Annotated in this window: 23 protein-coding genes; 1 reads left to right on the top strand and 22 read right to left on the bottom strand. The window is 68.6% G+C overall.

Annotated elements, in window-relative coordinates:
- The 15 genes from ACERLL_RS00525 to pilM form a co-directional block, all read right to left on the bottom strand.
- Complete coding sequence (locus ACERLL_RS00525) at nucleotides 1–453, bottom strand: Na(+)/H(+) antiporter subunit B (RefSeq protein WP_373654100.1); 453 nt, start codon at nucleotides 451–453, stop codon at nucleotides 1–3.
- Nucleotides 450–995 (bottom strand): DUF4040 domain-containing protein, encoded by a 546-nt coding sequence (locus ACERLL_RS00520; protein ID WP_373654099.1) that lies wholly within the window; start codon nucleotides 993–995, stop codon nucleotides 450–452. The genes ACERLL_RS00525 and ACERLL_RS00520 overlap by 4 nt, the downstream gene beginning before the upstream one ends.
- Nucleotides 992–1,309, bottom strand: coding sequence for a monovalent cation/H(+) antiporter subunit G (mnhG, locus tag ACERLL_RS00515; RefSeq protein WP_373654098.1), 318 nt, complete (start codon nucleotides 1,307–1,309; stop codon nucleotides 992–994). The genes ACERLL_RS00520 and mnhG overlap by 4 nt, the downstream gene beginning before the upstream one ends.
- A complete protein-coding gene (locus ACERLL_RS00510) occupies nucleotides 1,309–1,593 on the bottom strand; it encodes an MrpF/PhaF family protein (RefSeq protein WP_373654097.1) in 285 nt (94 codons plus the stop codon). Before ACERLL_RS00510 ends, mnhG begins: the two co-directional genes overlap by 1 nt.
- Nucleotides 1,590–2,066 (bottom strand): Na+/H+ antiporter subunit E, encoded by a 477-nt coding sequence (locus ACERLL_RS00505; protein ID WP_373654096.1) that lies wholly within the window; start codon nucleotides 2,064–2,066, stop codon nucleotides 1,590–1,592. The genes ACERLL_RS00510 and ACERLL_RS00505 overlap by 4 nt, the downstream gene beginning before the upstream one ends.
- A 104-nt stretch (nucleotides 2,067–2,170) precedes the next feature.
- On the bottom strand, nucleotides 2,171–3,229 hold the full coding sequence (hemE, locus tag ACERLL_RS00500; RefSeq protein ID WP_373654095.1) for a uroporphyrinogen decarboxylase: 1,059 nt from the start codon (nucleotides 3,227–3,229) through the stop codon (nucleotides 2,171–2,173).
- Between the two features lie 143 nt (nucleotides 3,230–3,372).
- Complete coding sequence (locus tag ACERLL_RS00495; RefSeq protein ID WP_373654094.1) at nucleotides 3,373–3,597, bottom strand: HP1242/YdcH family protein; 225 nt, start codon at nucleotides 3,595–3,597, stop codon at nucleotides 3,373–3,375.
- Between the two features lie 10 nt (nucleotides 3,598–3,607).
- Entirely contained in the window at nucleotides 3,608–3,817 is a 210-nt protein-coding gene (locus ACERLL_RS00490; protein ID WP_373654093.1) for a hypothetical protein, read from the bottom strand.
- A gap of 147 nt (nucleotides 3,818–3,964) precedes the next feature.
- Nucleotides 3,965–5,050, bottom strand: a complete 1,086-nt coding sequence (aroB, locus tag ACERLL_RS00485) for a 3-dehydroquinate synthase (protein ID WP_373654092.1) — start codon at nucleotides 5,048–5,050, stop codon at nucleotides 3,965–3,967.
- 40 nt (nucleotides 5,051–5,090) lie between these two features.
- Nucleotides 5,091–5,624, bottom strand: a complete 534-nt coding sequence (locus ACERLL_RS00480) for a shikimate kinase (RefSeq protein ID WP_373654091.1) — start codon at nucleotides 5,622–5,624, stop codon at nucleotides 5,091–5,093.
- A 46-nt stretch (nucleotides 5,625–5,670) separates the two neighbouring features.
- On the bottom strand, nucleotides 5,671–8,070 hold the full coding sequence (locus tag ACERLL_RS00475) for a type IV pilus secretin PilQ (RefSeq protein ID WP_373654090.1): 2,400 nt from the start codon (nucleotides 8,068–8,070) through the stop codon (nucleotides 5,671–5,673).
- Between the two features lie 4 nt (nucleotides 8,071–8,074).
- A complete protein-coding gene (locus ACERLL_RS00470; RefSeq protein ID WP_373654089.1) occupies nucleotides 8,075–8,620 on the bottom strand; it encodes a pilus assembly protein PilP in 546 nt (181 codons plus the stop codon).
- Complete coding sequence (locus ACERLL_RS00465) at nucleotides 8,617–9,192, bottom strand: type IV pilus inner membrane component PilO (RefSeq protein WP_373654088.1); 576 nt, start codon at nucleotides 9,190–9,192, stop codon at nucleotides 8,617–8,619. The genes ACERLL_RS00470 and ACERLL_RS00465 overlap by 4 nt, the downstream gene beginning before the upstream one ends.
- Nucleotides 9,193–9,780, bottom strand: a complete 588-nt coding sequence (locus ACERLL_RS00460) for a PilN domain-containing protein (RefSeq protein ID WP_373654087.1) — start codon at nucleotides 9,778–9,780, stop codon at nucleotides 9,193–9,195. It abuts the gene before it with no gap.
- Nucleotides 9,777–10,829, bottom strand: a complete 1,053-nt coding sequence (gene pilM / locus ACERLL_RS00455) for a type IV pilus assembly protein PilM (RefSeq protein ID WP_373654086.1) — start codon at nucleotides 10,827–10,829, stop codon at nucleotides 9,777–9,779. Before pilM ends, ACERLL_RS00460 begins: the two co-directional genes overlap by 4 nt.
- Before the next feature lie 204 nt (nucleotides 10,830–11,033).
- Here pilM and ACERLL_RS00450 point away from each other — a divergent pair, with 204 nt between their 5' ends.
- Nucleotides 11,034–13,625 carry a penicillin-binding protein 1A gene (locus ACERLL_RS00450; protein ID WP_373654085.1) on the top strand — a complete coding sequence of 864 codons (2,592 nt, stop codon included), beginning with the start codon at nucleotides 11,034–11,036 and terminating at the stop codon, nucleotides 13,623–13,625.
- A gap of 46 nt (nucleotides 13,626–13,671) precedes the next feature.
- Here ACERLL_RS00450 and ACERLL_RS00445 read toward each other — a convergent pair whose 3' ends face one another.
- From ACERLL_RS00445 to ACERLL_RS00415, 7 genes are all read right to left on the bottom strand, one after another.
- On the bottom strand, nucleotides 13,672–15,261 hold the full coding sequence (locus tag ACERLL_RS00445; RefSeq protein WP_373654084.1) for a bifunctional aminoglycoside phosphotransferase/ATP-binding protein: 1,590 nt from the start codon (nucleotides 15,259–15,261) through the stop codon (nucleotides 13,672–13,674).
- A gap of 92 nt (nucleotides 15,262–15,353) precedes the next feature.
- A complete protein-coding gene (locus tag ACERLL_RS00440) occupies nucleotides 15,354–16,166 on the bottom strand; it encodes a 3'(2'),5'-bisphosphate nucleotidase CysQ (protein WP_373654083.1) in 813 nt (270 codons plus the stop codon).
- Between the two features lie 230 nt (nucleotides 16,167–16,396).
- Nucleotides 16,397–17,719 (bottom strand): metalloprotease PmbA, encoded by a 1,323-nt coding sequence (pmbA, locus tag ACERLL_RS00435; protein ID WP_373654082.1) that lies wholly within the window; start codon nucleotides 17,717–17,719, stop codon nucleotides 16,397–16,399.
- Nucleotides 17,716–19,155 carry a metalloprotease TldD gene (gene tldD, locus ACERLL_RS00430; protein ID WP_373654081.1) on the bottom strand — a complete coding sequence of 480 codons (1,440 nt, stop codon included), beginning with the start codon at nucleotides 19,153–19,155 and terminating at the stop codon, nucleotides 17,716–17,718. Before tldD ends, pmbA begins: the two co-directional genes overlap by 4 nt.
- 57 nt (nucleotides 19,156–19,212) lie before the next feature.
- Entirely contained in the window at nucleotides 19,213–20,022 is an 810-nt protein-coding gene (locus ACERLL_RS00425; RefSeq protein WP_373654080.1) for a carbon-nitrogen hydrolase family protein, read from the bottom strand.
- Entirely contained in the window at nucleotides 20,019–20,366 is a 348-nt protein-coding gene (locus ACERLL_RS00420; protein ID WP_373654079.1) for a hypothetical protein, read from the bottom strand. Before ACERLL_RS00420 ends, ACERLL_RS00425 begins: the two co-directional genes overlap by 4 nt.
- The gene (locus ACERLL_RS00415; protein ID WP_373654078.1) at nucleotides 20,357–23,710 is read right to left on the bottom strand and encodes a YhdP family phospholipid transporter; all 3,354 of its coding nucleotides are present in this window, start codon (nucleotides 23,708–23,710) and stop codon (nucleotides 20,357–20,359) included. The genes ACERLL_RS00420 and ACERLL_RS00415 overlap by 10 nt, the downstream gene beginning before the upstream one ends.
- Between the last annotated feature and the right edge of the window lie 25 nt (nucleotides 23,711–23,735).

Here is a 23,735-nt window from a genome sequence, read left to right as displayed (position 1 = left end):
TCAGTCCCGGTGGTGGCTGATTGATTCCTCGTCCGGCGTGTGCCGGCTGCGGCCCGCGAAGCAGAAGAATACCGTGATCATCACCGAGGCCACGGTGATGCCCACGCCCAGCTCAATCAGCAGAATGCCCAGATGCTGGCCGTGGTTACCGTGCCCGAGCACATCGTAGTCCAGGTAATTCCCGCCCAGCGCCATGGTGGCCACCCCCACGCCGGCATAGAGCAGAAGCCCCACCGCCATGAGGGTGTGGATCAGCCCCGAGGGAAGCACCCGGCGGGCCACCTCCACGCCGTGAATCAGGGCGTAGAGGATGAAGGCGCTGGCGAACAGGACCCCGGCCTGGAAGCCGCCGCCCGGTCCGTAATCGCCGTGGAACTGGACGTACAGGGCGAACAGGAGAATCGGCGGGATGAGCAGCTTGGCGATTACGTGGAGCACCACGTGGTGGATCATGCGTCCTCCTCCTCACGCCGCCTGCGCCTGCCTAACAGGATCAGGACCCCTGTTCCGGCGGTGAAGATGACCGCCACCTCGCCGAGGGTGTCGTAGCCCCGATAGCTGGCCAGCACCGCAGTTACCACGTTGGGAACGGCGATCTCCTCGCCGGACTGCTCCAGGTACCGGGGCGCCACGTGCTCCTGGATGGGCGCGTCCGGCTGACCGAAGCGGGGCATGTCCAGCGTGCCGTAGAGCAAAGCCGCGCCGGTGAGCGTCACCACCACCAGGGGCAGCAGGGGGCGATGGGAGGGCGCCCGGTCGGAGCTGCCCACCAGGGCCAGGGTGCCGAGCATGAGCACGGTGGAGATGCCGGCGCCCACCGCCGCCTCGGTGAAGGCCACGTCCACGGCATCCAGGACCACGAATAATCCCGCCGAGAGCAGGCTGTAGATCCCGAACAGCATGACCACGCCGAACAGGTTCCGCAGGCGGAGGACGGCGACCGCCGTAACCGCCAGGAGCCCCAGCAGCGCGATATCCACCCACTGATCGATCACGAAGGGGGCCTCCCGTCGACCTTCGGCTTGACGCCGCCGTGGAGCGCGGCCTTGGCCAGCGCGTGCGCGGCGGTGGGGCTGGTGAGGATGAAGAATCCGTAGATCAGGGCCAGCTTGACCGTGGTCAGCGTGAGCCCCGCCTGAAAGGCCAGGCCCAGGATCACCAGGCCGGCGCCCAGGGTGTCCGTGACCCCCGCGGCATGGAGCCGGGTGAAGAAATCGGGGAGGCGCAGCACGCCGATGCCGCCGATGAGGACGAACAGCCCGCCGAGAACGATGCAGAGCCAGCTCGCCGCATCCGTCAGGAGCGCCATCACAGCTCCTCCTCTTCGTACCGGCCCCGCCCCAGGTCCCCGTACTCGAAGAACTTGAGCACGGCCACCGTGCCGATGAAGTTGATCAGGGCGTAGGCGAGGGCGATATCGAGGATATAGGCCTCGCCGGCCAGGAAGCTGAAGAGGGCGATCAGGATGACGATCTTGGTGCCGAACAGGTTCACCGCCAGGATGCGGTCATAGAGGGTCGGCCCGAGCAGGGCGCGCAGCAGGGCCAGGACCATGGTGGTGACCACGGCGGCGATGCCCGCGATGAACATCATTGGGTCGGCTCCGCAGCGGAGGCGCGGCGGTCCATGGCGCCCGACTGGAGATCCTCGGCCGCCTCCCGGGACAGCGCGTGCACTTCCACCTCGTCCCCCTGGAGGTCGATGGAGACGGTGCCCGGCGTCAGGGTAATGGAGTTGGCGAAGATCACCCGCCCCAGGTCGGTTTTCTGGCTGGCCCGGACCCGCACGATACAGGGGCTAATGGGCAGGCTGGGACTGAGGACCCGGCGCGCAACGTCAATGTTGGACAGGATCACCTGCCAGGCCAGCCACGCCCAGTAGGTAATCAGCGCGGGCCCCACGGCCATCCTCTGGGGCTCGCGGTCGGCGGCGTCGATCCGGCCGGCCAGAAGGGCCACGAGGAGCGAGGAAGCGATACCCAGGCTGAGGAGCAGACCATCGAAATGGCCCGACAGCAGAATCCAGAGGACAAAGAGGACAAGCGTCCGGATGAGGGTTCGTGCCACTCCTGCTCCTTTTGGGTAGCCTTCCCCGGCGCGAAAGCGGAATCGATTATTGCATTCCGCTCCGGGCCGGTCCAGTCCACGGATTGCCGCGGGAACCGCTGCGGTCAGCGCGCCGCGCTCAGCTCGTGGACCGCCGCCACGAAGGCCTCGGCATGCTCGGGCGGGACATCCGGACTGACCCCGTGCCCGAGATTGAAGACATGGCCCGGAGCCGGACCGAAGGCGTCCAGGGTGCGGGCCACCTCCCGACGGATGCGCTCCGGACCGGCGTAGAGCACCGCCGGGTCCATGTTGCCCTGGAGGGCCACCCGGCTGCCGACGCGCCGGCGGGCCTCTGCGGGGTCCGTCTGCCAATCCAGACCCAGCACATCGGCCCCGGTTTCGGCCATCTCCTCCAGCCAGGCGCCGCCCCCCTTGGTGAACAGGATCACCGGTACACGCTCACCATCGGCGGTAGTGTGCAGGCCGTTCACGATTCGCTGCATGTAGCCGAGGCTGAGCTCCCGGTAGGCGGGCGGTGTGAGCACGCCGCCCCAGGTATCGAAGATCTGCACAGCCTGGGCCCCGGCCTCGATCTGGGCGTTCAGGTAGTCCGTCACCGCCAGGGCCAGCTTGTCCAGAAGACGATGGAGCACGGAGGGCTCGTCATAGGCGAGCCGCTTGATGATCCCGTAGGTCTTCGAGGAGCCGCCTTCCACCATGTAGGTGGCCAGGGTCCAGGGCGATCCCGCGAAGCCGATGAGCGGCACGCGGTTGTTCAGGGCCTTGCGGACGGCCGCCACCGCGTCCGGTACATAGCGCAGCTCCGCGCCGGGGTCGGGAACGGGCAGGGCATCCACGTCCGCGGCGGTGCGCACGGGATGGTCGATGACCGGTCCCTCGCCGGTGGCGAAGCGTAGGCCTCGGTTCATGGCCGCGGGGATGGTGAGGATGTCGGAGAACAGGATGGCCGCGTCCACCCCCAGCCGGTCCACGGGCTGCAGTGTGACCTCGGTGGCCATTTCCGGGCTGCGGCACAGGCTCAGGAAATCCCCGGCCCGTTCCCGGACCCGGCGGTACTCGGGCAGATAACGGCCGGCCTGCCGCATGAGCCAGACCGGCGTGTAGGGGACGGGCTCGCGCCGGCAGGCGCGCAGGAAAGTGTCGTTGTCGGGGCGCGTCATTTCGGTTCCTGGATGGTAGGGCTCTACGCCTTGCCGGGGTGAACGGATAAGGGTACCAGAGGCGGATGCCGGGCGGGGGCCGCTTGATCCGAATACAAAAAAGGGCGCTCAGCGCGCCCTTTTCCTCGGAACCGGTTTTCAGGCTATTCTCCGTTGGGCCGCAGCTTCCTTCGCATGAACTCCAGCTGCTGCTTCACGTATAGTCGTTCCCGCTTGAGCCTGCTCAGCTCCAGATCGTCCACGTGCCCGCGTCCGTCCTCGAGCTCGTCGATCTGATCGTCCAGTCCGCGGTGGCGTTCCAGCAGATTGTGGAAGTGGCCGTTGCTCCGGGCCAGCTCATCGTCCAGGTGGTCCACCTCTGTCGCCATTAGACCCTCCTTATTGATGGCTCTGGGGGCCGTCTTCCGTCTCCTCTTCCTCGCGCAGGAGACGCAGGCGGCGAACCTCCTCGGTTAAGGCACGGTTGGACCGGACCAGCTGCAGCACCAGGAAGGGCAGGGTGAGCCAGAGTACGAACAGCGCGGTCAGGGCCACCCCGATCAGCAGCAGGAGTCCATTGCCTACGCCTTGGAAGAAATCCTGGATCATTTGGAAACAAACCTACGGTCGGCGGGTCGAGACTGTCAATCCTCGGGAAGGGCCCCGCGGTTCCAGCGTACCACCGAAAGCCCGGCACGGGACGCCCGGTTTTCATCCGAGGGGCGGCACCATCGGAGAACCGCGGCCACGCGGGGGCTAGCGGCAGGCGTCGATGGCCTCCCTGACCACCGCCTCCGGCACCTCGGCGGTCATGAATGCGCGCCCGATCCCTTCGAGGAGGATATAGCGCACTGCACCCCCCGAGGCCTTCTTGTCCACGCCCATGATCTCCAGATAGCGGTCCGTGGCCAGGTCTGCGGGACCCTTAACGGGCAGTCCGGAAGCCTTCAGAAGCGCGGTGATCCGCTGCGTATCCGACTCGGACAGGAGCCCCGCCCGGCGGGACACCTCCGCGGCCATTACCATGCCCGCCGCCACCGCCTCGCCGTGCAGCCAGTCCGTATAGCCGGTGCCCGTCTCGATGGCGTGGGCGAAGGTATGGCCCAGGTTGAGCAGGGCCCGCTGGTCGGCTTCCCGCTCGTCGGCTGCCACCACCTCGGCCTTGTTGCGGCAGGAACGGTAGATGGCCTCGCTCAGCGCTTCGGGATCCCGCGCCAAGATCGCTTGGGCGTGCTCTTCCAGGTAGGCGAAGAACGCCGGATCGCGGATCAGGCCGTATTTCACCACCTCGGCGAATCCCGCCCGCAGCTCGCGGTCCGGGAGGGTGCCCAGGGAATCGGTATCGGCGAGCACCACCCGGGGCTGGTAAAAGGCCCCGATCATGTTCTTGCCCAGGCGATGATTCACCGCCGTCTTGCCGCCCACGGCCGCATCCACCTGGGCCAGCAGGGTCGTGGGCACCTGCACGAAGGGTACGCCGCGCTGATAGGTGGCCGCGGCGAAGCCCGCCAAGTCGCCAACCACGCCGCCGCCCAAGGCGATCACCGCGGTCTTGCGGTCCGCCCGTGCCTCCAGGAGCCGATCGTAGACCTGCTCCAGGGTGGCCGGGGTCTTGTGCTGCTCGCCGTCGGCCAGCTCAATCCGGTCCAGCAGGGTCACCCCCGCCGCCTCCAGGCCATCGGCGAGCTGCCGGGCATACAGGGGTCCGACGGTCTCGTTCGTCACCAGAACCGCCCTGGGGGCCGGCAGGGTATCGGCGACCAGGGACCCGGTCTTGAGAAGGTCCGGGCCAATGTGGATGGGGTAGCTGCGCTCGCCGAGCGCTACGGTCAACGTTTTCATGGGATTCCGTGAGCTGGAGGCTGCCGGGGATGCGACAGGACTATTCTACCGGGGTGTCTCCCGCATCGGCCAGCCGATGGAGGATCTCCTCGGCCACCTCTGCCGGACTGCTCTCCGCGCCTTCCACCAGGATGGCCGCCTCGCGGTAGAGGGGGTCGCGCTCCGCCTGGAGCGCCGCCAGCTTGGCGCGCGGATCCGCCACCTGCAGCAGTGGGCGGTTGGCGCTACCCGCGGTACGGGCGAGCAGGGTATCCACGTCCGCATGGAGATAGACCATGGTGCCGCTTGCGGCCATGACCCGCCGGTTGGCGTCGCGCAGGATCACGCCGCCGCCCGTGGCAACCACCAGGGGCCCCGGACGCTGCGCCACCTCGGCCAGGACCCGTTCCTCCCGGTCCCGGAAGCCGGACTCGCCGTGCTCCGCGAAGAGCTCCGGGATGGAGCGGCCGAAGGCATCCTCGATCTCGGCGTCCAGGTCCACCACGCCGGCCTGCAGCCGGGGGGCCAGGAGTCTGGCCACCGTCGACTTGCCCGCGCCCATGGGGCCCACCAGATAGACCTTGTCGCCCGGCAAAACCGCTACCTCCCCGCGCCCTTCGAGGAAAGACCGGAGGCCGCTCCTATTCCGTCTTCCCCTGCATGGCCAGCGGCTGCTCGTCCACGATCCGCGGGGTCAGGAAGATCAGCAGCTCGTTCTTCTGCGAGGTCACGCTCTTGGTGCGGAACAGCCAGCCGAGCAGGGGGATCTTCCGGAGCAGGGGGACCCCCGTCCGATCCTCCCGCTCCGATTTGGCGTAGATGCCGCCGATGACCACCGTTTCCCCGTCATCCACCAGGACCTGGGTCTCCACTTCCTCGGTGTCGATGGCGGGGCCCGCCACCGTGCTTTGGCCGACTGTGTCGTTGCTGGCGTTGACGTCCATGATGAGCCGCCCGTCGGGGGTAATCTGAGGCGTCACCGCCAGGCTCAGCACCGCCTTCTTGAAGGACACCGAGGTGGCCCCGGAGGAGGTGGCCTGCTGATAGGGGATCTCGGTTCCCTGCTCGATGGTGGCTTCCTGCTGGTTGGCGGTCACCACCCGCGGGCTGGAGATCACCTTGCCGTTGCCCTCCGCTTCGATGGCCTGAAGCTCCAGGTCCAGGGTGGCGTTGTTGGAGATGCTGCCCAGCCGCATCCCCAGCGAGGCCGGACCACCCCCGCTGGCGCCCGCCGCCGGAAGGTCCAGGGCGAGGGCGGGGGTGCCGGCCTGCGCGCCGGCCAGGGTACCGGAGACGGTGTTGGTGCCTGAATTGTTGGTATAGCTGCCGCCCCAGCGCACTCCCAGATTGCGCTCGTAGGAGGTATCGATCTTGACGATACGGGCCTCGATCATCACCTGCCGGGTGGGCCGGTCGAGCTTCTCCACCAGCTTGCGGATGGCCCGGATCTGCTCGGGCGTCTCGCGGACCAGCAGGCTGTTGGTGCGCGCATCCACGCTGATGTTGCCGCGCTGCGAGAGCATGCCGCCGCCCTTGCCCTCGCCACCGGCCTGGTTCTCCAGCAGGCTCTTGATCTCCCCGGCCTTGGCGTAATTGACCTGGATGATCTCGGTCTTCAGCGGGACCAGCTGCTGCTTCTTGAGCTCCGCCTGCATCTTCTGCTCGCGCTGCTTCTGCAGCTCCGCCTGGGGCGCCACGCGGATGACGTTGCCCTCCCGGACCATGCCGAGCCCCTGGCTATCCAGTATAAGGTCCAGTGCCTGGTCCCAGGGAACCTCCTGCAGTCGTAGCGTGAGCTGCCCCGCCACGCTGTCGCTGGCGACGATGTTCAGGTCGGCGAAATCCGCGAGGATATTCAGCGCCTGCCGGACGTCGATATTCTGGAAGTTGAGGCTCAGCTTTTCCCCTTCGTAGGGCTTCCCGGTGGCGGAAAGGCCCCGCTTGGCCTTTTCGGCCTCCTTCTTGCCGACGTTCAGAACCAGCTTGCCGTCCAGCTGGTAGGTGGTGGGGTCCAGCGGACCCGACCCGGAAAGGACCGCGCGGACACGGTCCCCTTTCTGGTAAAGATCCACGGTCTTTACCGCGGTGCCGAAGTCCGTCACCACTAGGCGCTTCTGCAGACGTTCCGGAAGCCGGGTCTTGGGCAGATCCAGAACCACGCGCCCCTCTTCCCGCTGCACCCGGGCCTCGGCACCCGTGCGGTCCAGCTTCACTTCCAGCTGGCCCACGTCCGGCTTGGGCCCCACGGTGAAATTCACGTCCCGCACGTGACGGAAGCCTTCCCGGGCGCTGGTGCGCCGAAGGGCCAAGCGCAGGCCCTGACCGGTGGGCTCCACGCTGTGGGTGACCCGCTCCTTCAGCTCCAGAACCACCCGGGTCCGGTCGTCCCGCTCGCCGAACCGGACCCGCTTCAGCAGCGGATGGTCCAGGTCGTAGGCTTTCCTGGGCAGGGCCGAGGCGGCACCGTACAAGTCCAGAACGAGACGGGGCGGACCATCCAGCTGGAAGGATTGGAAGCGCCGGACCTTGTGGCTGGTCTTGAACAGGAGCCGAGCACCGTCCTGGGTGGCGGAAACGGCGTAATCGCGGAGCTGCGGCGGCCCCTGCGCATCGCCGCTCTCCGCCTGCGCGTCATCCGCCGCGGCGCCCTCCTTGGGCGACAGGGTCACGGTCAGGGCGGAGCCTTCCCGGGTGGCCTGCGCCTCGGCCGCCCGCGCCAGGAGGAGCTCGAGCCTAGGGGGCTGGCCTTCCCGGGTATGGAGCTTGACGTTGCGCACCAAGCCCTTGGAGGTAACCTCCGGCAGGGCGGAAGGACGAACCTCCGCACCCGGTAGCTGGACGAGGACGCGCGGTGGCTCCTCCTGGGAAAGCAGCCGGTAGGTGAGGGCCCCGTTCCCGGTCAGGAGCACGCCCGTGCTCTCCCCCTCCTCGAAGAGCTCCACACCGCTTACCCGGACCTCGGCCGCGGAAACCGTGGAGACCAGGGCCTGAAACAGAACGGTCAGAATTGCGGCGGGTAGCCAAAGATTCCGCCAAGCCACTATGTCATCCCCCTGTAGACTTGATCTCCACGGTGCGTTCGCGCGGCTCCCAGCGCCCCTGGCCGCGCGGCACAAGCTCCCGCACGGTCACGCTGCTCGCGCCGATCTTCTGCACCTGCCCGTATTGCTGGCCCATGTGATCGCCCGTCTGTACGGTGTAGACGATGCCGTCCGGGGCCCGAACGTAGGCGCGCCAGCCCTTTTCGCCCCGCTGCATGGTGCCGACGATGCGCAGACTGCCCAGGGCGAACTGCTCCAGCGGCTCCCGCGGCCGGTCCTTGTCGGGCCGGGGTCCCTGGTACGCCTTTTGGTTCTTCGTATCCTCCAGGGCGGGCAGGGGCTGGAAGGGTGAGCGGTCCAGGACCCGGAAGGTCACCTCCCCGGTCTTCACCGGCTCGGGAAGGGGCTGCGTGGCGTCCTCGTCGGGTGGCGGCGCCGGTCGCTCGACGAGCGCCCGCAGATCCGCCACCGGATCCTGCTGCCCGTTGCCGCAGCCCGCCAACAGTACAGCCAGACCGGCCACCGCCATATGGGTGCGGGGCACGCTCACTGCTCCTCCTCACCCAGATACCGGAAGGTCCGCGCCTGTCCTTTCATGGTCAGCTCTCCCCCTTCGCCGCCGCTCAACTGGATATCGCCGATATTCACGATCCGGGGCAGGGAGGCGGTGGCGGCCAGGAACCGACCCATGGCGTTATAGCTGCCGCGCACCTCCACTTCCACGGGGAGCACGGCATAGAAATCCTGGGGCTTCTCCTCCGCCGGCCGGAACAGCTCGAAGCTGAGGCCCTCCGAGCGACCGGCGCGGGTTACCTCCACCAGCAGGCTCGCCACCTCGGAGCGGTCGGGTAGCTGCTCGAGGGCGCGGCCCATCCGCTTCTCCAGCTGCTGGTACTGCTCGCGCAGCGCCGGGAGGTTGGCCACCTGCCGCTTCTTGCGCTGGTACCGGGCCTTCAGGCTCGCCACCCGGTCCTCCATCCGCTGTACCGCCTCCTGGTGCGGCGCGTAGACGAACCACCAGAAGGCGGAGCCGATGAGCGCCACCACCACCAGCAGCACCACGGCCTTCACCCAGTCGGGTGCGCGCAGGGCCGCCTCAAGGTCCAGATCCTGGATGTCCATTCAGCCCCCCTTGCCCGAATCGCCGTCCTTTTCGCCCGATCCCTGCGCGGCGTCCGCCATCCGCACGCCCATCTTGAAGGTCTTTACGGGGTTGCCGTTCCGGTTGCTGTTGGTGATGACCTCCAGATCCGGATCGGCGAACAGGTCCGAGGCCTCCAGGCGGCGCATGAAGCTGGAGATATCGCTGTTGGAGCGGGCCTCCCCCTCGAGCTGCAGGCCCGAATCCTGCTGGCGGACCGATTGCAGGGAGACCTCCTCGGGTACGGCCCGACCGAGGGTCTCGAACAGGCGCACCGAGCGGTCCCGGCCTTCCTGCAGGTCCTTGATCACGCCCAGCTTCTTCACCAGGTCGGCGCGCTTCTCCTTGAGCTTGTCCACCTCGTCGAGCTGGTCGCGGATCTTGGACAGGGCGGTCTTCATGTACTCCACGCGGGCCTTGTGCCGGCTCTCCACCCCCTGCAGGTGCAGGTAGGTGGCCACTAGCAGGCCCGCCACGATCACCAGGAAGATGCCGGCACCAATCCCATCCCGACGCAGCTGCGCCTTGCGCCGCTGTTCCCGGTAGGGAAGGAGGTTGATACGGATCACGGATCGAAGCTCCGGAGGGCGAGCCCCGTGGCCACCATCAACCGGGGCGCCACCTTATCGAGGCTGTTCTGCTTGACCCCGCCGCCCACCTTCATCTTGGGGAAGGGGTTGGCGATGCTAACCTGTACGTCGAGCTGCTCCTCCAGGGCCTCGGTCAGGCCGGGAAGCAGGGCGCAGCCGCCGGAGACCACCACCCAGTCCACGGGGTGATCGGGCTGGTTGGAGGCGTAGAAATCCATGCTGCGGCCGATCTCCAGGGCCAGGTTCTGGAGGAAGGGCCCCTGGACCCGCTGCGGGTAATCCTCGGGCAGCTCGCCGCGGGCCAGCCGCTGCTCGGCCTGACTGTCCTCCCACCCGTAGGATTCGGCCAGGGATTCCACCAGCTGCTGCCCGCCGAAGTAGTGGTCGCGGGTGAAGATGGACTGGGCCTTGTGGAGGACATTGATATTGGTGACCTGGGCGCCGATGTTGAGCAGGGCCACCGTCTTTCCCATGTACTCGTCGGGGGCCCCGAGCTCGAAGGCCGACTCCACCGCGAAGGGGTCCACGTCGATCACCGAGGCCTTGAGCCCGGCGGCCTCGATGGCCGCCACGTGACCGTCCACCACATCCCGCTTGCAGGCCACCAGCAGCACCTCGAGCTGGTTGGCCTCGTCGGCGGGATCCGGCCCCAGGACCTGGTAATCCAGGTACATGGACTCGATACCGGCGGGCAGGTGGTGGTCGGCCTCCATTTCCACCTGGGACTGCTGACCCACCTCGTCGAGGCCGGCGGGGATGGAAATTTTCTTGGTGATCACCGCTGCACCGGCTACGCTGGCGGCCACGTATTTCTGGCGTGCCTTGGCCCCCTTGCGGGCCCGGGTGATGGCCGCGGCCACCGCCTCGGAATCGACCACCGCGTGGTCGTTCACGGCCCCGGCGGGCAGCGGCTCGATGGCGTACCCCTGCAGGCGGTAGGTGCGGCCCCGCCGGTCCATCTCCACGGCCTTCACCGAGGTAGTGGACAGATCGAGCCCGAAAAGGGGTTTGTTATACAGCTTGGGCATGGGCAGCCGCTTCGCCAGAGCAATCGTTTTGGTATTATTCGGTGTCGCCCTTTATATCAGGGAAAGCCCCTAAGGGAAACAACCAGACATCCGGAACTCCGGCGCCCAATAGCCGTCGAATCGATTCTTAATTCGCATTTATAATCAACCCGCAGGCGCACAATGCCCACTTTCGTCAGAAGAATCCTGATAGCTTCGGGGGTTTTGGTCCTCATCGGGGCGGTAAGCGGTCTCGGCGGCTATCTCTGGCTCAGCTCGAAGCTCCCCCCGATCACCGCGCTGACCAACTATCAGCCCAAGACCCCCATGCGGATCTTCGCCCGGGACGGCCAGCTCATCGGTGAATTCGGCAGCCAGCGGCGCCTGCCCCTGCCGCCGGAGGCGATTCCGGAGGAGCTGAAGGACGCTTTCCTGGCGGCGGAGGACTCCAGCTTCTTCGACCACCCCGGCATCGACATTCCCGGGATCGTCCGCGCCCTGATCGCCGACATCAAGGCGGGCGCCCCGGTCCAGGGAGCCTCCACCATCACCCAGCAGGTGGCGCGCACCTTCCTGCTGACCCGGGAGCGCACCATCATGCGCAAGCTCCGGGAAATGCTGCTCGCCTTCCGCATCGAACGACGGCTCACCAAGCCGGAGATCCTGCATCTGTATCTGAACCAGATCTACCTGGGCAACGGCGCCTACGGGGTGGAGGCCGCCGCCCAGAACTACTGGGGCAAGTCGGTCCACGAGCTGACCCTGGCCGAGACGGCCATGCTCGGCGGCCTGCCCAAGGCCCCCTCCGCGTATAACCCCGCGGAGCATCCCGAGCGGGCCCGGCACCGCCGGGATTACGTCCTGCGCCGCATGCGGGCCACCGGCATGGCCAGCCCCGAGGCCGTTGACAAGGCGCTGAGCACCCCCATCCACGCGGGCGATCACGACCCCGAAACCACGCCCATGCCCCAGGTCGCCGAGGAAGTGCGCCGGCGAATTGTGGAGCAGTTCGGCCAGGAGCGCGCCTACACGGCCGGGCTCCGGGTATTCACCACCGTGGACCCGGCCATGCAGGCCCAGGCCCGTACCGCCGTCCAACAGGGCTTGCTGGATTACGGATACCGGCACGGCTACCGGGGCCCGGAGCAGCACTGGGACCTGGAAAAGCTCCGCCAAAAGGCGGCAGGCGAGGCGGGGCCGGAGGGTACGCCCCTGCCCGCGGTGGAGGCACCTTCCGGGGAAACGCGAGCGGAGAAGGAGCCGCTTCCCTTCAAGGAGATCCTGCTAAAGCGGCTGGAAGGGATCCGGGAGGCCGGCCCCCTGCATACCGGAGTGGTTCTCCACCTCGGCGAGAAAAAGCCCGAGGCGGAAAAGACCGACGGCAAGGGAGCAGAGGAGGATCCCCCCCGCACGGCCCGGGTGCTGCTGTCCGACGGGCGGGAGATCACCCTCCAGTGGAAAGGTATCCGCTGGGCACGGCCCTACAAGTCGGCCACCCAGCGCGCCCCGCGCCCCGAGTCCGCGGATGCGGTCCTGGCGCCGGGCGACGTCATCCGGCTGGAGAAGCGTCCCAAGGGCCCCTGGTTCCTCAGCCAGGTTCCCGAGGTCCAGGGCGCCTTCGTGGCCATGGACCCCGACTCCGGGCGGATTCGCGCCATGATCGGCGGCTTCGATCCCCAGCTCTCGCAGTTCAACCGCGCCACCCAGGCGCGCCGCCAGCCGGGCTCCTCCTTCAAGCCGTTCCTGTACGCCGCCGGCCTTTCCAAGAACATGACGCCGGCCACGCTCATCAACGACGCCCCCATCGTCTTCGAGGACGAGGCCCTGGAGACCCGCTGGACGCCCGAGAACTACTCGGAGAAGTTCTACGGACCCACCCGCCTGCGCAAGGGTCTGGAGCACTCGCGGAACCTGGTGACCATCCGGCTGGTGCGCCGCATGGGCATCGACTACGCCGTGGACTTCGTCTCCAAGTTCGGCTTCGAGCCCAAGGATCTGCCCCAGAACCTCTCTCTTTCCCTGGGCTCCGCCTCGTTGTCCCCCATGCAGGTGGTGCGGGGCTACGCCGTCTTCGCCAACGGCGGTCTGCGGGTGGACCCCATCCTTATCGAGCGGGTGGAGGACCGCCACGGCCGCCCGGTGATGCGGAACATCGCCCGGTCCCGGTGCATCCAGTGTCACCGGGCTTCCAACCCCGAGGAGCTGGACCCCGAGGAGCTGGTGGCGCACCCGGAGATGCGCTTCCACGAATCCATTCGCCCCGTCCGGGTTTTGTCGCCCCAGGTGAACTACCAGATGGTAAGCCTGTTGCGCGGCGTAGTGGAGCGGGGTACCGGCTGGCGCGCCAAGCGGCTCGGGCTGCCGCTGGCGGGGAAGACGGGGACCAGTAACGACCAGCGGGACGCTTGGTTCCTGGGCTTCTCCAATGACCTGGTGGGCGGTGCCTTCGTCGGCTTCGACAAGCCCAAGACTCTGGGCAGCAACGAGACCGGCTCGCGGGCAGCGGCTCCGATCTGGGTTGATTTCATGCGGGAGACCCTGAAGGGCCGCGACGTCCATAAATTCGAGCAGCCCGAGGGGGTGGTAAACGTGCGCATCGATGCGGAGACCGGCAAGCTGGCCGCGCCGTGGAGCGACGAGACCCTGTTCGAGTATTTCCGCAAGGGGAATGCGCCCACGCAGGTGACGCCGCGGCCGGCCTCCATCTCCTCCGGCTCCGATTCCTCCGGCGGCGGGCAGGATTCCGGCGAGTCGGGCGGGGACCGGAAGCCGCAATCGAGCTCCGGCTCCTCGCAGATGATGGAGGACCTGTTCTAGGAGGCGGCGGGGCGGGCGGTCCGCCGGATAAAAGCAGAAGCGGCCTTCAGGGCTCCCGGGCAGGAATCCGGGCCTTGCCGCGCAGGGCCCGGGCGATGGCGTCGAAGTCCAGCTCCGTGCTGGTGTCCACGCGGACCGCTGCGCCTTCCTCCTCCGGTTCCAGAGGGTCCTGGCGGGCCAGCTGATCGGAGAGGACTGCCTCGTCGCCCTCGGAGACCGAGCCGTCCTCCTCGGCCCGCTCCCGCAGCCACTGGCGGATCACCGCCTCGGGGGCCTCCAGGGCCAGGATCACGCAGGGAACGCCCAGCTCCGCCGCCAGTTTCCGCACCTCCGCCCGGCGCCGGGCAGCCAGATAGGTGGCATCCAGGAAAACCGGGAACCCGGCGGCGAGGGCCGGGCGCGCCAGATCCAGAAGCCGTTGATAGGTGCGCGCCGACAGGTCCTCCGTATAGATCCCGCCGCCCACCGACGAGCCGCTGCGCTCGTCCGGGCCCAGGCCCGCCAGCCGCTTGCGCTCCACATCCGAGCGGATACGCACCCCGCCCAGCCGGGCCAGTACGGGCGCCGAGGCCAGGCTCTTCCCCACGCCCGTAACCCCGCGCGCCATGATGAGCAGGGACTCGTCGTCCCCGGACACGGATTCGGCCAGGGCGAAATACCGGGCGGCCTGATCCCGCAAAGCGCGCGCACGCTCCGGATCATCGCTCTCGCCGGCCTGGAGGGCCGCCACCTTGGTACGCACCAGCGCCCGATAGACGGTGTAGAAGGGCAGCAGGCGTACCCCGGAATAATCGCCGCTCGCTTCCAGATATGCGTTCAGGAACGCGGTGCCGAGGTCGCGGCGCTGCCGATAGCGCAGGTCCATCCAGGTAAAGGCCACGTCGGCCATGACGTCGATCCGGCGCAGGCCCGGATCGAATTCGATGGCGTCGAAGGGCACCAGCCGCCCGTGGATGTAGGCCAGATTGCCCAGGTGGAGATCGCCGTGTCCTTCCCGGATGCGCCCCTCGGCCCGGCGCTGCTCGAAGCGCGCCCGGTGCTCCTCCAGGAAGCCCGTCACCCACCCGGCCAGGGCCTCGAAACGGGCCTCGTCCAGCCCCAGGCTTTCCCGTTCCGCACGCAGCTGCTCCAGGTTCTCGAGCTGGTCGGAACGGACGCTGGCCCAGGTCCCGTACTCCTCATCCGCGGCGGGCTCCTCCGCTCCGGCATGGAGGGCCGCCACCCGGGCACCCAGGTCCGCCATCACTCCGGCATCCAGCTCGCCGCGCTCCAGGCAGCGGTCCGCCTGCAAGGCCGGGTCGAACTCCACCATGCGCACTGCGTACTCGAAGGGCGTCCCGGTACCGTCCAGGACCGGACTCTCGGGGATTCCCGATATGGGCACCACGTCCAGGTACAGCTCCGGCGCGGTGCGCCGGTTGAGGCGCAGCTCCTCCCGGCAGGCCTGGAGGCGCTTATCGAGGGTGGAGAAATCGAGGAAGCCCAAGTCCAGGGGCTTCTTGATCTTGTAGGCGTAATCGCCGGTGAGCAGGACGTAGGAGATATGGGTCTCCACCACCTCCACGCTGGTAACGGGGTGGGGATAGCGGCTAGGATCCAGCAGGGCGCGAATCAGGGGCGGCCAATGGGGCTCCATGGGCTTCCTCCCCTGGGTGTGGAAGCGATAACGGATCAGGAAACGCCAAGAAGCCCAGGCGCGCTTGGCGTACTTGACGGCTCACCCTCTGCTCAGGCGCGCAGGTCGGGCGCCAGGGGGGTATCCTTGAGAGCCTCCAGCAGGTCGGCGTGAAGATCGGGGTTGGCGGCCACCAGGCTGCGGGTCTTGCCCTCGGGCTTGTTGAACACCACCTCGGCCCCGTCCTTCTCGGTGGCCATGCCGCCCGCCGCCTTCACCAGATACACGCCGGCGCAGATGTCCCACTCGCAGCGGGGGGTCAGGGTGTAGAAGACGTCCACCTGCCCGGCCGCCACCAGGGCCAGCTTGTAGGCCACCGAGCCGATGGGCCGCAGGTGCATGGTGGCGGCCACCTCGTCGAACTCGCCGCGCTTGTACTCGCTGCGACTCACCGCCACGGAGGCGGCGGCGCGGAAGCGCTCCTCGCTCACCCGGGCGGGGCCACCCATGTAGCTCACGCCCGCGCCCTCGGCACCGGCGATCATCTCCATGGTGGCGGGATTGAAGACCACGCCCAGCTTCGGCTTGCCGTTATGGACCAGGGCCACGGCGATGGAGAACTCCGGGACCTGCTCGAGGAATTCCTTGGTGCCGTCCAGGGGGTCCACCACCCAGACCCACTCCTTCTCCAGCCGCGACTGGTCGTCCACGGTCTCCTCGGACTGCCAGCCGCACTCGGGCCTGAGCCCCAGCAGCCGCTCCCGGAGAAGCTTGTCGGAAGCCAGGTCCGCCTTGGTGACCGGGTCATCCACCCCCTTTTCCCACTGCTCGTTGGCCCCGCCCTGATACTGCATAACCTCGCGCCCCGCGGCGCGGACCGCTTCCTTCACATCCTCCAGAAGCTCCGGCAGCTGTGCTTCGTCCAAAATCCTCTCCTCGGAAAAGCTTAAGAAAACGCCAAGAAGCCAGGCGCCAAGAAAACCAACAAAAAGAATTATAAACCGCCAAGTACGCCAAGCACGTCAAGAGAAGTGGTGAACAACCCAAGCCGCCAAAGGCCACCCGCCGGAGGCCCTGAGCTGGGGACTCCGACCCGTGAGGTGCGTGGCCCTTTTTCATTTCGGCCTGCTCTTGGCGTCCTTGGCGGTTAGACGCCTTACTGCCCAGCCACGGTCATCTCGCCGATGAGCACCGAGGGGGCGCTGACATTGCCCCGCAGGTCCAGATCGCTGCCCACGGCCACGATGTCCATGTACATGTCCTTCAGGTTGCCGGCAATGGTGATCTCCTCCACCGGGTAGGCCACCTCGCCGTTCTCCACCCAGAAGCCCGCCGCACCGCGCGAATAATCGCCGGTCACGCCGTTGACGCCCATGCCGATGAGCTCGGTGACCAGCAGGCCGGTGCCCATATCCCGCAGCAGTGCCTGCGGGTCGCGCTCTCCCGGCAGCATGTAGAGGTTATGCACCCCGCCGGCATGGCCGGTGGTCTCCATGCCGAGCTTGCGGGCCGAATAGCTGTCCAGGCAGTAGCCGGTCAGCACGCCGTCGCGGATCAGGTCCCGCTCCCGGGTGGCCACGCCTTCCCCGTCGAAGGGCACGCTGCCCAGCCCCTTGGGCCGGTGGGGCTCCTCGTGGATGGTGACGCCGGAGGTGAAGATCCGCTCCCCGGCCTTGTCCAGCAGGAAAGAGCTGCGGCGGTACAGGCTGGAGCCCCGCACGGCGGACACCAGGTGACCGAGGAGGCTCGCCGCCACGGGCGCCTCGAACAGCACCGGCACCCGGGCGGTGCTGATCCGCCGCGCGCCCAGGCGTCGGGCGGTGCGCTCCCCGGCGCGGCGGCCCACCGCCTCGCCGTCCTCCAGCTGGGCGAGATCCCGAGCGGTGGCGTACCAGAAGTCCCGCTGCATGGAACCGCCTTCCTCGGCCACCACGGCAGAGGATACCCCGTAGCGGGTGCCGCTGTAACCGCCGAGGAAACCGTGGCTGTTGGCATAGACCATGGTGCCGCGGCTCCAGGAGAACTCGCCACCCTCGGAGTTGGTGATCCGGTCGTCCACGGCGCGGGCGGCCGCCTCGCAGGCGCGTGCCCGCTCGATGGCCTCCTCGGGCTCCATCTCCACCGGGTGGTCCAGGTCGAGGCCCGGGATCTCCGTGGCCAGCTGCTCCGGATCCGCCAGGCCGTTGGCGGGATCGGCCGAGGTCCGCCGCGCCAGGTCGCAGGCCTTGGCCACGGTGCTCTCCACGGCATCGTCGGAGAAGTCCGAGGTGGAGGCGCTGCCCTTGGCTCCGTTCATGTAGACGGTCAGCGAGCAGCCCTTGTCGCGGTGATACTCCAGGGTATCCACCTCGCCCAGACGCACCTCAGCGGAGAGGCCCGAAGCGGTCTGCACGCCCACCTCCGCCTGATCGGCGCCGTGGCTCCGGGCCCGCTCGAGGACCCGCTGGGCGATGGCTTCGTGATCGACGCCGGCGGTCATTGGGTGCCTCCCACGGTCAGGTCATGGATCTTCAGGGTGGGCTGGCCCACGCCTACGGGAACCGACTGGCCCTCCTTGCCGCAGGTGCCGATGCCGGTATCGAGCTCCTTGTCGTTGCCCACCATGGCCACCCGGGTGAGCACGTCGGGGCCGTTGCCGATGAGGGTGGCACCCTTTACCGGGCGGGTGACCTTGCCATCCTCGATGAGATAGGCCTCGGAAGCGGAGAAGACGAACTTTCCGGAGGTGATGTCCACCTGTCCGCCGGAGAACTGGGTGGCGTAGACCCCTTTCTTCACGGAAGCGATGATCTCGTCGGGGTCGTAGCCGCCGTTCTCCATATAGGTATTGGTCATGCGCGGCATGGGCCGGTGGGCGTAGGACTCGCGCCGGCCATTGCCGGTGGGCTCCACGCCCATGAGCCGGGCGTTGGTGGCGTCCTGCATATAGTTCTTGAGGATGCCGTTCTCGATCAGCACGGTGTGCTGGCTCTCCGTGCCCTCGTCGTCCACGGTGAGCGACCCCCGCCGGTCGGGCAGGGTGCCGTCGTCCACCACCGTGCACTGCTCGGAGGCCACCTGCTCGCCGATGCGCCCGCTGAAGGCCGACGTGCCCTTGCGGTTGAAATCCCCCTCGAGACCGTGACCGATGGCCTCATGCAGCAGGATGCCCGGCCAGCCCGACCCCAGTACCACATCCATGGCGCCGGCGGGGGCATCCTCCGCCTCCAGGTTCACGAGGGCCTGGCGCACCGCCTCGCGGGCATAACCCCGCACGGTTGCGTCGTCAAACCAGTCGTAGCCAGTGCGTGCGCCGCCGCCGGCCATGCCCTGCTCGCGGCGGCCGTCCTCCTCGACGATCACCTGCACGTTGAGCCGCACCAGCGGGCGCACGTCGGTAACCAGCCGGCCGTCGGCGCGGGCCACGAGCACCGTCTTGAACGCCCCGCTCAGGTTAGCCATCACCTCGCGCACCCGGGGATCCGCGGCGCGCGCCTCCGCGTCCACCGTCTCCAGCATCTTCACCTTGGCCTCGTCGGAGAGGGAGGCCAGCGGGTCGGCGGCGGAGTAGAGCGGCTTCGGCGCCGGACCGCGGGCCAGGACCGGCGCGTCGCCGCTGCCGCTGGAGGTGGCGATGGCGCGGGCAGCCTTGGCAGACTCCAGCAGTGCGGCGGGCATGATCTCGTCCGAATAGGCGAAGCCGGTGCGCTCGCCGCTCACCGCGCGCACCCCCACGCCCTGGTCAATGCCGTAGGAGCCGCCCTGGATGCGGCTTTCCTCCAGGGTGAAGCCCTCGCGGCGGGTGTACTCGAAATACAGGTCGGCATAATCCACCTGCCGGGCCATCATCTGGCCCAGCGCGGACTGGATCTGGCTCATGTCCATGTCGGTGGGCCGCAGGAGCAGCTCCTCGGCCACCTGCCACTGGTCGGTCATATCCGTTCACCTCTCGCGGGGAGGGTAGAATTTTCAAGCGCGTTCAGGCGTTGCCGGTCAAAGCCGACGATGGGTGAGGGCGGGCAGGCGGTGCCGGGTCCGGGCGATGTGCTGCCGGTCGATGGCGCCCAGCGCGACGCCTTCCCCGGTTTCCACCCGGTCGAGGACCGTGCCCCAGGGATCCACCACCATGCTGTGGCCGAAGGTCTCCCTTTCGCCGGGATGCGTTCCGCCCTGGTCGGCGGCCACCACCGTCACCTGCTCCTCGATGGCGCGCGCCCGCACCAGAACCTCCCAGTGCGCCGCGCCGGTGGTGCGGGTGAAGGCGGCCGGAACGGCGAGCCATTCCGCGCCCCGGTCCACCAGGGCCCGGAACAGCTCGGGGAAGCGTAGATCGTAGCACACGGCCAGCCCCACGGGCCCGCAGGGGGTTTCCGTCACCACTGCCGTGCTCCCAGGGGCGATGGTGGCCGATTCCCGGTAGCCCTCGTCGTCCCCCAGTTGGACATCAAACATGTGGATTTTGTCGTAGCGGGCACGAATTTCGCCGTTCGCGTCCACCACCAGGCAGGCCGCCCGCACCCGCTCCTCCTCCGCGGCATAGGGCACGGTGCCGCCCACCAGCCAGAGACCGAGGCGCGCCGCCTCCTCACGCAGAAAGGCGGTAATCGGGCCGCCGCCCTCGGGCTCCGCGTGGACGAGCTTCGCCCGTTCGTCCGCCGCCATGAGCGGGAAGTTCTCGGGAAGCACGGCCACCGTCGCGCCCGCCTGGCGGGCCTGCTCCAGCAGAGTACGGACCCGGCCGAGGTTGGCCGCCACGTCGTCCGTGGAGACCATCTGCACCGCGGCGGCCAGCGGAGGGCTCACGGCTCGCCTCCGGCTTCGCGCACTGCCAGCCGCAGGGTGCCCGGCTCCGTGATGCCCGGCTCCAGGCGGATCCGGGCACTCGGGATGCCCAGCGCCACCAGCCAACCGCGCACTTCGTGGGCCCATGCGCTTCCCCTGGCGCCCCCGCCGTGGGCCACTTCTACCCGAGCCCCGGTCGCGCCCGTGTACGCGCTCAACAGGGTGTTCAGAGCAGGATGCCCGGCCGCCTGCTCGACGGTCTCGGGACCCGTCCAGCGGTCCCGCTTCAGGGTTTCCGCCGCCTGCGCCGGCATGGCCACGGCACAGACCAGGACCGCGACGGCCAGTGCTCCCTTCACCGCCATGGGGCCAGGTCCTTCCATTGCATCTTCTTCAAGCGCTCCACGAGGACCTCCATGAAATCCGGCTGGTCGGACGGGTTGACCGCCGTCACGCGGGGCTCCTCCCAGGGACCCCGTACCCGGTAATCCAGGCTGGCGAAGGCCTTGTCCTTTCCGGTCAGGAGGTAGCCCAGCAGGGGAACCGCGGAAACCAGTTTATCCAGGGTCTGCAGCGGATGCAGGTGCATGGTCAGGTCGTAGGTGCGGGCGCCCAGATCCAGGCCGCCATCCGCCGTCAACCGCAGGGCCGCGCTTTCCAGTGCCATGCGCTTCAGCGTCAGGGTGCCGTCCTCTATGGTCCCCTTGCCCTGCATCCGCCGATACACCAAGCCGTTGCTGCCCAGATCCGAGAACCCGCGGATCGCCTGCTTCGGCCAATCCAGGATGTTGAGGGTGGACAGCGCCTTGCTGAGGAAATGGAACTCCTCGATCTCGCCTTCCCGCATGTCCAGCCGGACGGACCCGTCCAGGCGTCCCCCCGCGAAATTGGCGGGGCGGCCGGGCCAGGACACGCGGCCGCGGGCGGTGCCTTTCCCTCCCTTCATGCTCGGATAGACGCCCGCATCCCGCAACAGGCGCCCGAAATCCCGGCTCCGGAGCTCCATGCGGGCATGGGTCCGGCCTTTCTCGGCAGACCAGCCCCCTTCCACCCGCACTGTAGTGGCGCCGATGCTGGACTCCAGCACCGGAATCACCCAGTGGTCCTCGAAGAGGCGGGCCTCCAGGTGGCTGTCCTCCAGCATCTGCTCTCCCAGCCGGATCCGATCCGCGGTGACCATCAGATCGAGCGGCGGCAGGTCGTGGCTCCCGCTTCCGGAGCCGCTGCCCGTGCTCCCCCAGTCTCCGGGGCCGGGAAGGCGCAGCCGTCCGATCCGGACCTCCACCCTGTCCCTCCCCGTCCGCTGCATCCAGCGGAATCGGCCCGCGGCCCGGTTCCCCTCCAAGCCGCCACGCCACCGGTAACCGCCCGGCACCGGCCGGCCATCGAGGGCGACGCGGCCCGCATACAGGTTCTTGCGCCCCCAGCGCACCTGGCCCACCAGGAGATCCATCTCCAGACGCGGCATGCGGCTCTGGGTCCGGCTTTCCGGCCCGCCCCGCAAGCTCCGCACCAGTTCGGTCCAGCGGCCGAGCGCCAGCGCGTCCAGCTCGCCCGTCATCCGGCAGAGGCCGAGCTCCGGGGTGGGCGCCGGCTGGCCGAAGCCCACCCCGAGCCCCGCCTCCAGAACCCCCGCCGGCGTCTCCTCCAGGCGGCCCCGCCACTCGTCGCCCCCCGTCACGAGCCGGGCCCGGTACTCCGGTCTCCCGAGCAGCCGCCCTTCCACCGCCAGCATGCCCGGCTGGCCGATGGCGTTGAACAGCGGTTCGGGAAGCGCCAGCGCCGCTTGCCCCAGGTCCATCCGGGCGCGGAACCGCCGGGTGTCCTCGCCCGCCACCAGGCTCACCCGGGTCTGCAGCGTGCCCGTGACCCGCCGCAGCAGTGGGTGCTCTTGTTCCAAACGCGCCGCGGCCCGGCGCAGGACATTGGCGGGAAAGTCCCCCTCCAGCTGGAGCCGCAAGGGCGCCTCGGGCTCCCGTTCCAGCGCCAAGCGCACCGGCTCGCCGAACAGCCGGGCACGAAGGCCCGTGGCGGTAATGTGCGGGCCCTGAAAATCCACCGCGCCGTTCAGGCCCACCAGGGCCGGCATGCCGGGGGCGGGCCGGTAAGCGGCTCCTTCCATCCTCAGGCGACCGTAAACCTCCGGCGGCGCTTGCTTTCCCAGGGGAAGCTCCAGGCCCAGATCCAGTTTCCCGCCGCCCACCAGGATCGCGGGATCGAGGAAACCCTTCTCCGCCAGGCCCGACCGCTCCAGGAAGCGGATGCCGTCCACCAGCTTAAGGTCCAGGTTGCCCTGCAGCCGCAAGCGGGGTGGACGAGCCGTCCAGTCATGGATGGAGGCCTCCAGACCCCGGACCTCGGCCTGCAGAATACGTCCGCTACGCGCCGAGAGCCCCAGGCGCGTGCCGTCCAGGGTCAGGGTACCGGCCAGATCCTCCACGGGCGGCCAGCCCGGCTCGTAGGCCAGGCGCACACCCTCCATCTCCGCCCGCACCCGGAACCGCCCGGCATCTTCCGGGAAAGGAAAGCGCCGCAGGGGTCCTCGCAGACTGATTTCCGTTTCGGTGATGCGCCCGGCGAGGGCGTGGCCCAGCCAGGCCGATGCCCGCTCGGGGAAGGCGCGGAACCGGTGCAGAGGCTGGAGCTCGGCGAAGGTTACCGGTTCGGCCCGCAGCGCCAGGTCCAGGCGGGGACCGGATCCGGGCGGGAGCCGGAGCGTGGTCCGGCCCTTGAGGTGCAGCGCGCCGCTGCGCAGCTCCAGGCTTTCCAGGGCCAGCTCCTGGCCAGGGCGATCCCAGCGGTAGCGAAAGGAGGCGCCCAGCTCCATGTCGGTGAGTGGCTTCCGCAGGCGCGCCGGCCAGTGGACCCCCGCCTCGGCGAGGTGTATGCGGCCCTCCAGGGTTATTCCCCGGGTCATCCCACCCCGGGCCTCCGCCCAGAAGGCCAGCTTCCCCCGGATCCGCCGCGGGGCTCCCTCCTCCAGGTAGGGACGGAGCGCATCCAGCGACAGGGTAGAGCCGAGCAGCTGCACATCCAGCTCCCATTCCGGCGGCCCGCCGTCGAAATGGCGAATGCGTCCACGGACCCCCACCTCCCCGGCCCCCAGGGCACCGTGCAGGTCCACGCGATGGGCATCCCCGTCCCGGCGGATGTCCACCCGCCATTCGCGAAGGGCGACCCGCACGGTTTCCGCAGGGGTATGATCCGTCCAGTGCAGGGTGCTGTCCGCAATGCGGAAATGGTCGAAGCGGGCCAGCAGGGGATAGACGAGGTTGCGACCGGGCTTCATGCGGAAGCCGCCGGCGACCAGGCGGCCGTCCGCGCGGCGCTCGACGCGCAGGTCCAGGCCCACCAGCTCGAGCTCCTGCAGGCGCGCCTCACCCCGGAGCAACGACAGCAGCTCCACCCCCAGACGCACCTGATCCACCCCCAGGTTCCGGCTGCCCACCTCCACCCCGGAAACGCGCACCTTCAGGCCCCCGGACCAGGTCCAGTCCAAATCCTGGAAAGCGATGCGTCGGTCGAGCTTGCGGCTCAGCAGGTCTTCCAGATCCGCCCGGATCGGGGCCAGCGAGGGGGGATAGAGGAGCACCCAGGTGACCAGGGCCGCCAGGAGCAGCAGCAGGGCCACCAGTCCCCGCACCACCCAGCGCCAGAAGGAGCGGCGCAGGTACCAAGGGAGCGGGGGGGTCGGTGGGGACTCGCTCACGCTCGGCGCTCGCCCGGGACCGCTG

The sequence above is a fragment of the Thiohalorhabdus sp. Cl-TMA genome, from assembly GCF_041821045.1.
GTDB lineage: Bacteria > Pseudomonadota > Gammaproteobacteria > Thiohalorhabdales > Thiohalorhabdaceae > Thiohalorhabdus > Thiohalorhabdus methylotropha.
Note: the sequence above shows the minus strand (reverse complement) of the source record. Positions and strands in the feature narration are given on the sequence as shown.

Excerpts from the sequence above, each read along its gene's own strand:
- ACERLL_RS00525 (WP_373654100.1), bottom strand. The coding sequence starts at position 453 with ATGATCCACCACGTGGTGCTCCACGTAATCGCCAAGCTGCTCATCCCG.
- mnhG (WP_373654098.1), bottom strand. The coding sequence starts at position 1,309 with ATGGCGCTCCTGACGGATGCGGCGAGCTGGCTCTGCATCGTTCTCGGC.
- ACERLL_RS00510 (WP_373654097.1), bottom strand. The coding sequence starts at position 1,593 with ATGATGTTCATCGCGGGCATCGCCGCCGTGGTCACCACCATGGTCCTG.
- hemE (WP_373654095.1), bottom strand. The coding sequence starts at position 3,229 with ATGACGCGCCCCGACAACGACACTTTCCTGCGCGCCTGCCGGCGCGAG.
- ACERLL_RS00495 (WP_373654094.1), bottom strand. The coding sequence starts at position 3,597 with ATGGCGACAGAGGTGGACCACCTGGACGATGAGCTGGCCCGGAGCAAC.
- ACERLL_RS00490 (WP_373654093.1), bottom strand. The coding sequence starts at position 3,817 with ATGATCCAGGATTTCTTCCAAGGCGTAGGCAATGGACTCCTGCTGCTG.
- aroB (WP_373654092.1), bottom strand. The coding sequence starts at position 5,050 with ATGAAAACGTTGACCGTAGCGCTCGGCGAGCGCAGCTACCCCATCCAC.
- ACERLL_RS00465 (WP_373654088.1), bottom strand. The coding sequence starts at position 9,192 with ATGGACATCCAGGATCTGGACCTTGAGGCGGCCCTGCGCGCACCCGAC.
- pilM (WP_373654086.1), bottom strand. The coding sequence starts at position 10,829 with ATGCCCAAGCTGTATAACAAACCCCTTTTCGGGCTCGATCTGTCCACT.
- ACERLL_RS00445 (WP_373654084.1), bottom strand. The coding sequence starts at position 15,261 with ATGGAGCCCCATTGGCCGCCCCTGATTCGCGCCCTGCTGGATCCTAGC.
- pmbA (WP_373654082.1), bottom strand. The coding sequence starts at position 17,719 with ATGACCGCCGGCGTCGATCACGAAGCCATCGCCCAGCGGGTCCTCGAG.
- tldD (WP_373654081.1), bottom strand. The coding sequence starts at position 19,155 with ATGACCGACCAGTGGCAGGTGGCCGAGGAGCTGCTCCTGCGGCCCACC.
- ACERLL_RS00420 (WP_373654079.1), bottom strand. The coding sequence starts at position 20,366 with ATGGCGGTGAAGGGAGCACTGGCCGTCGCGGTCCTGGTCTGTGCCGTG.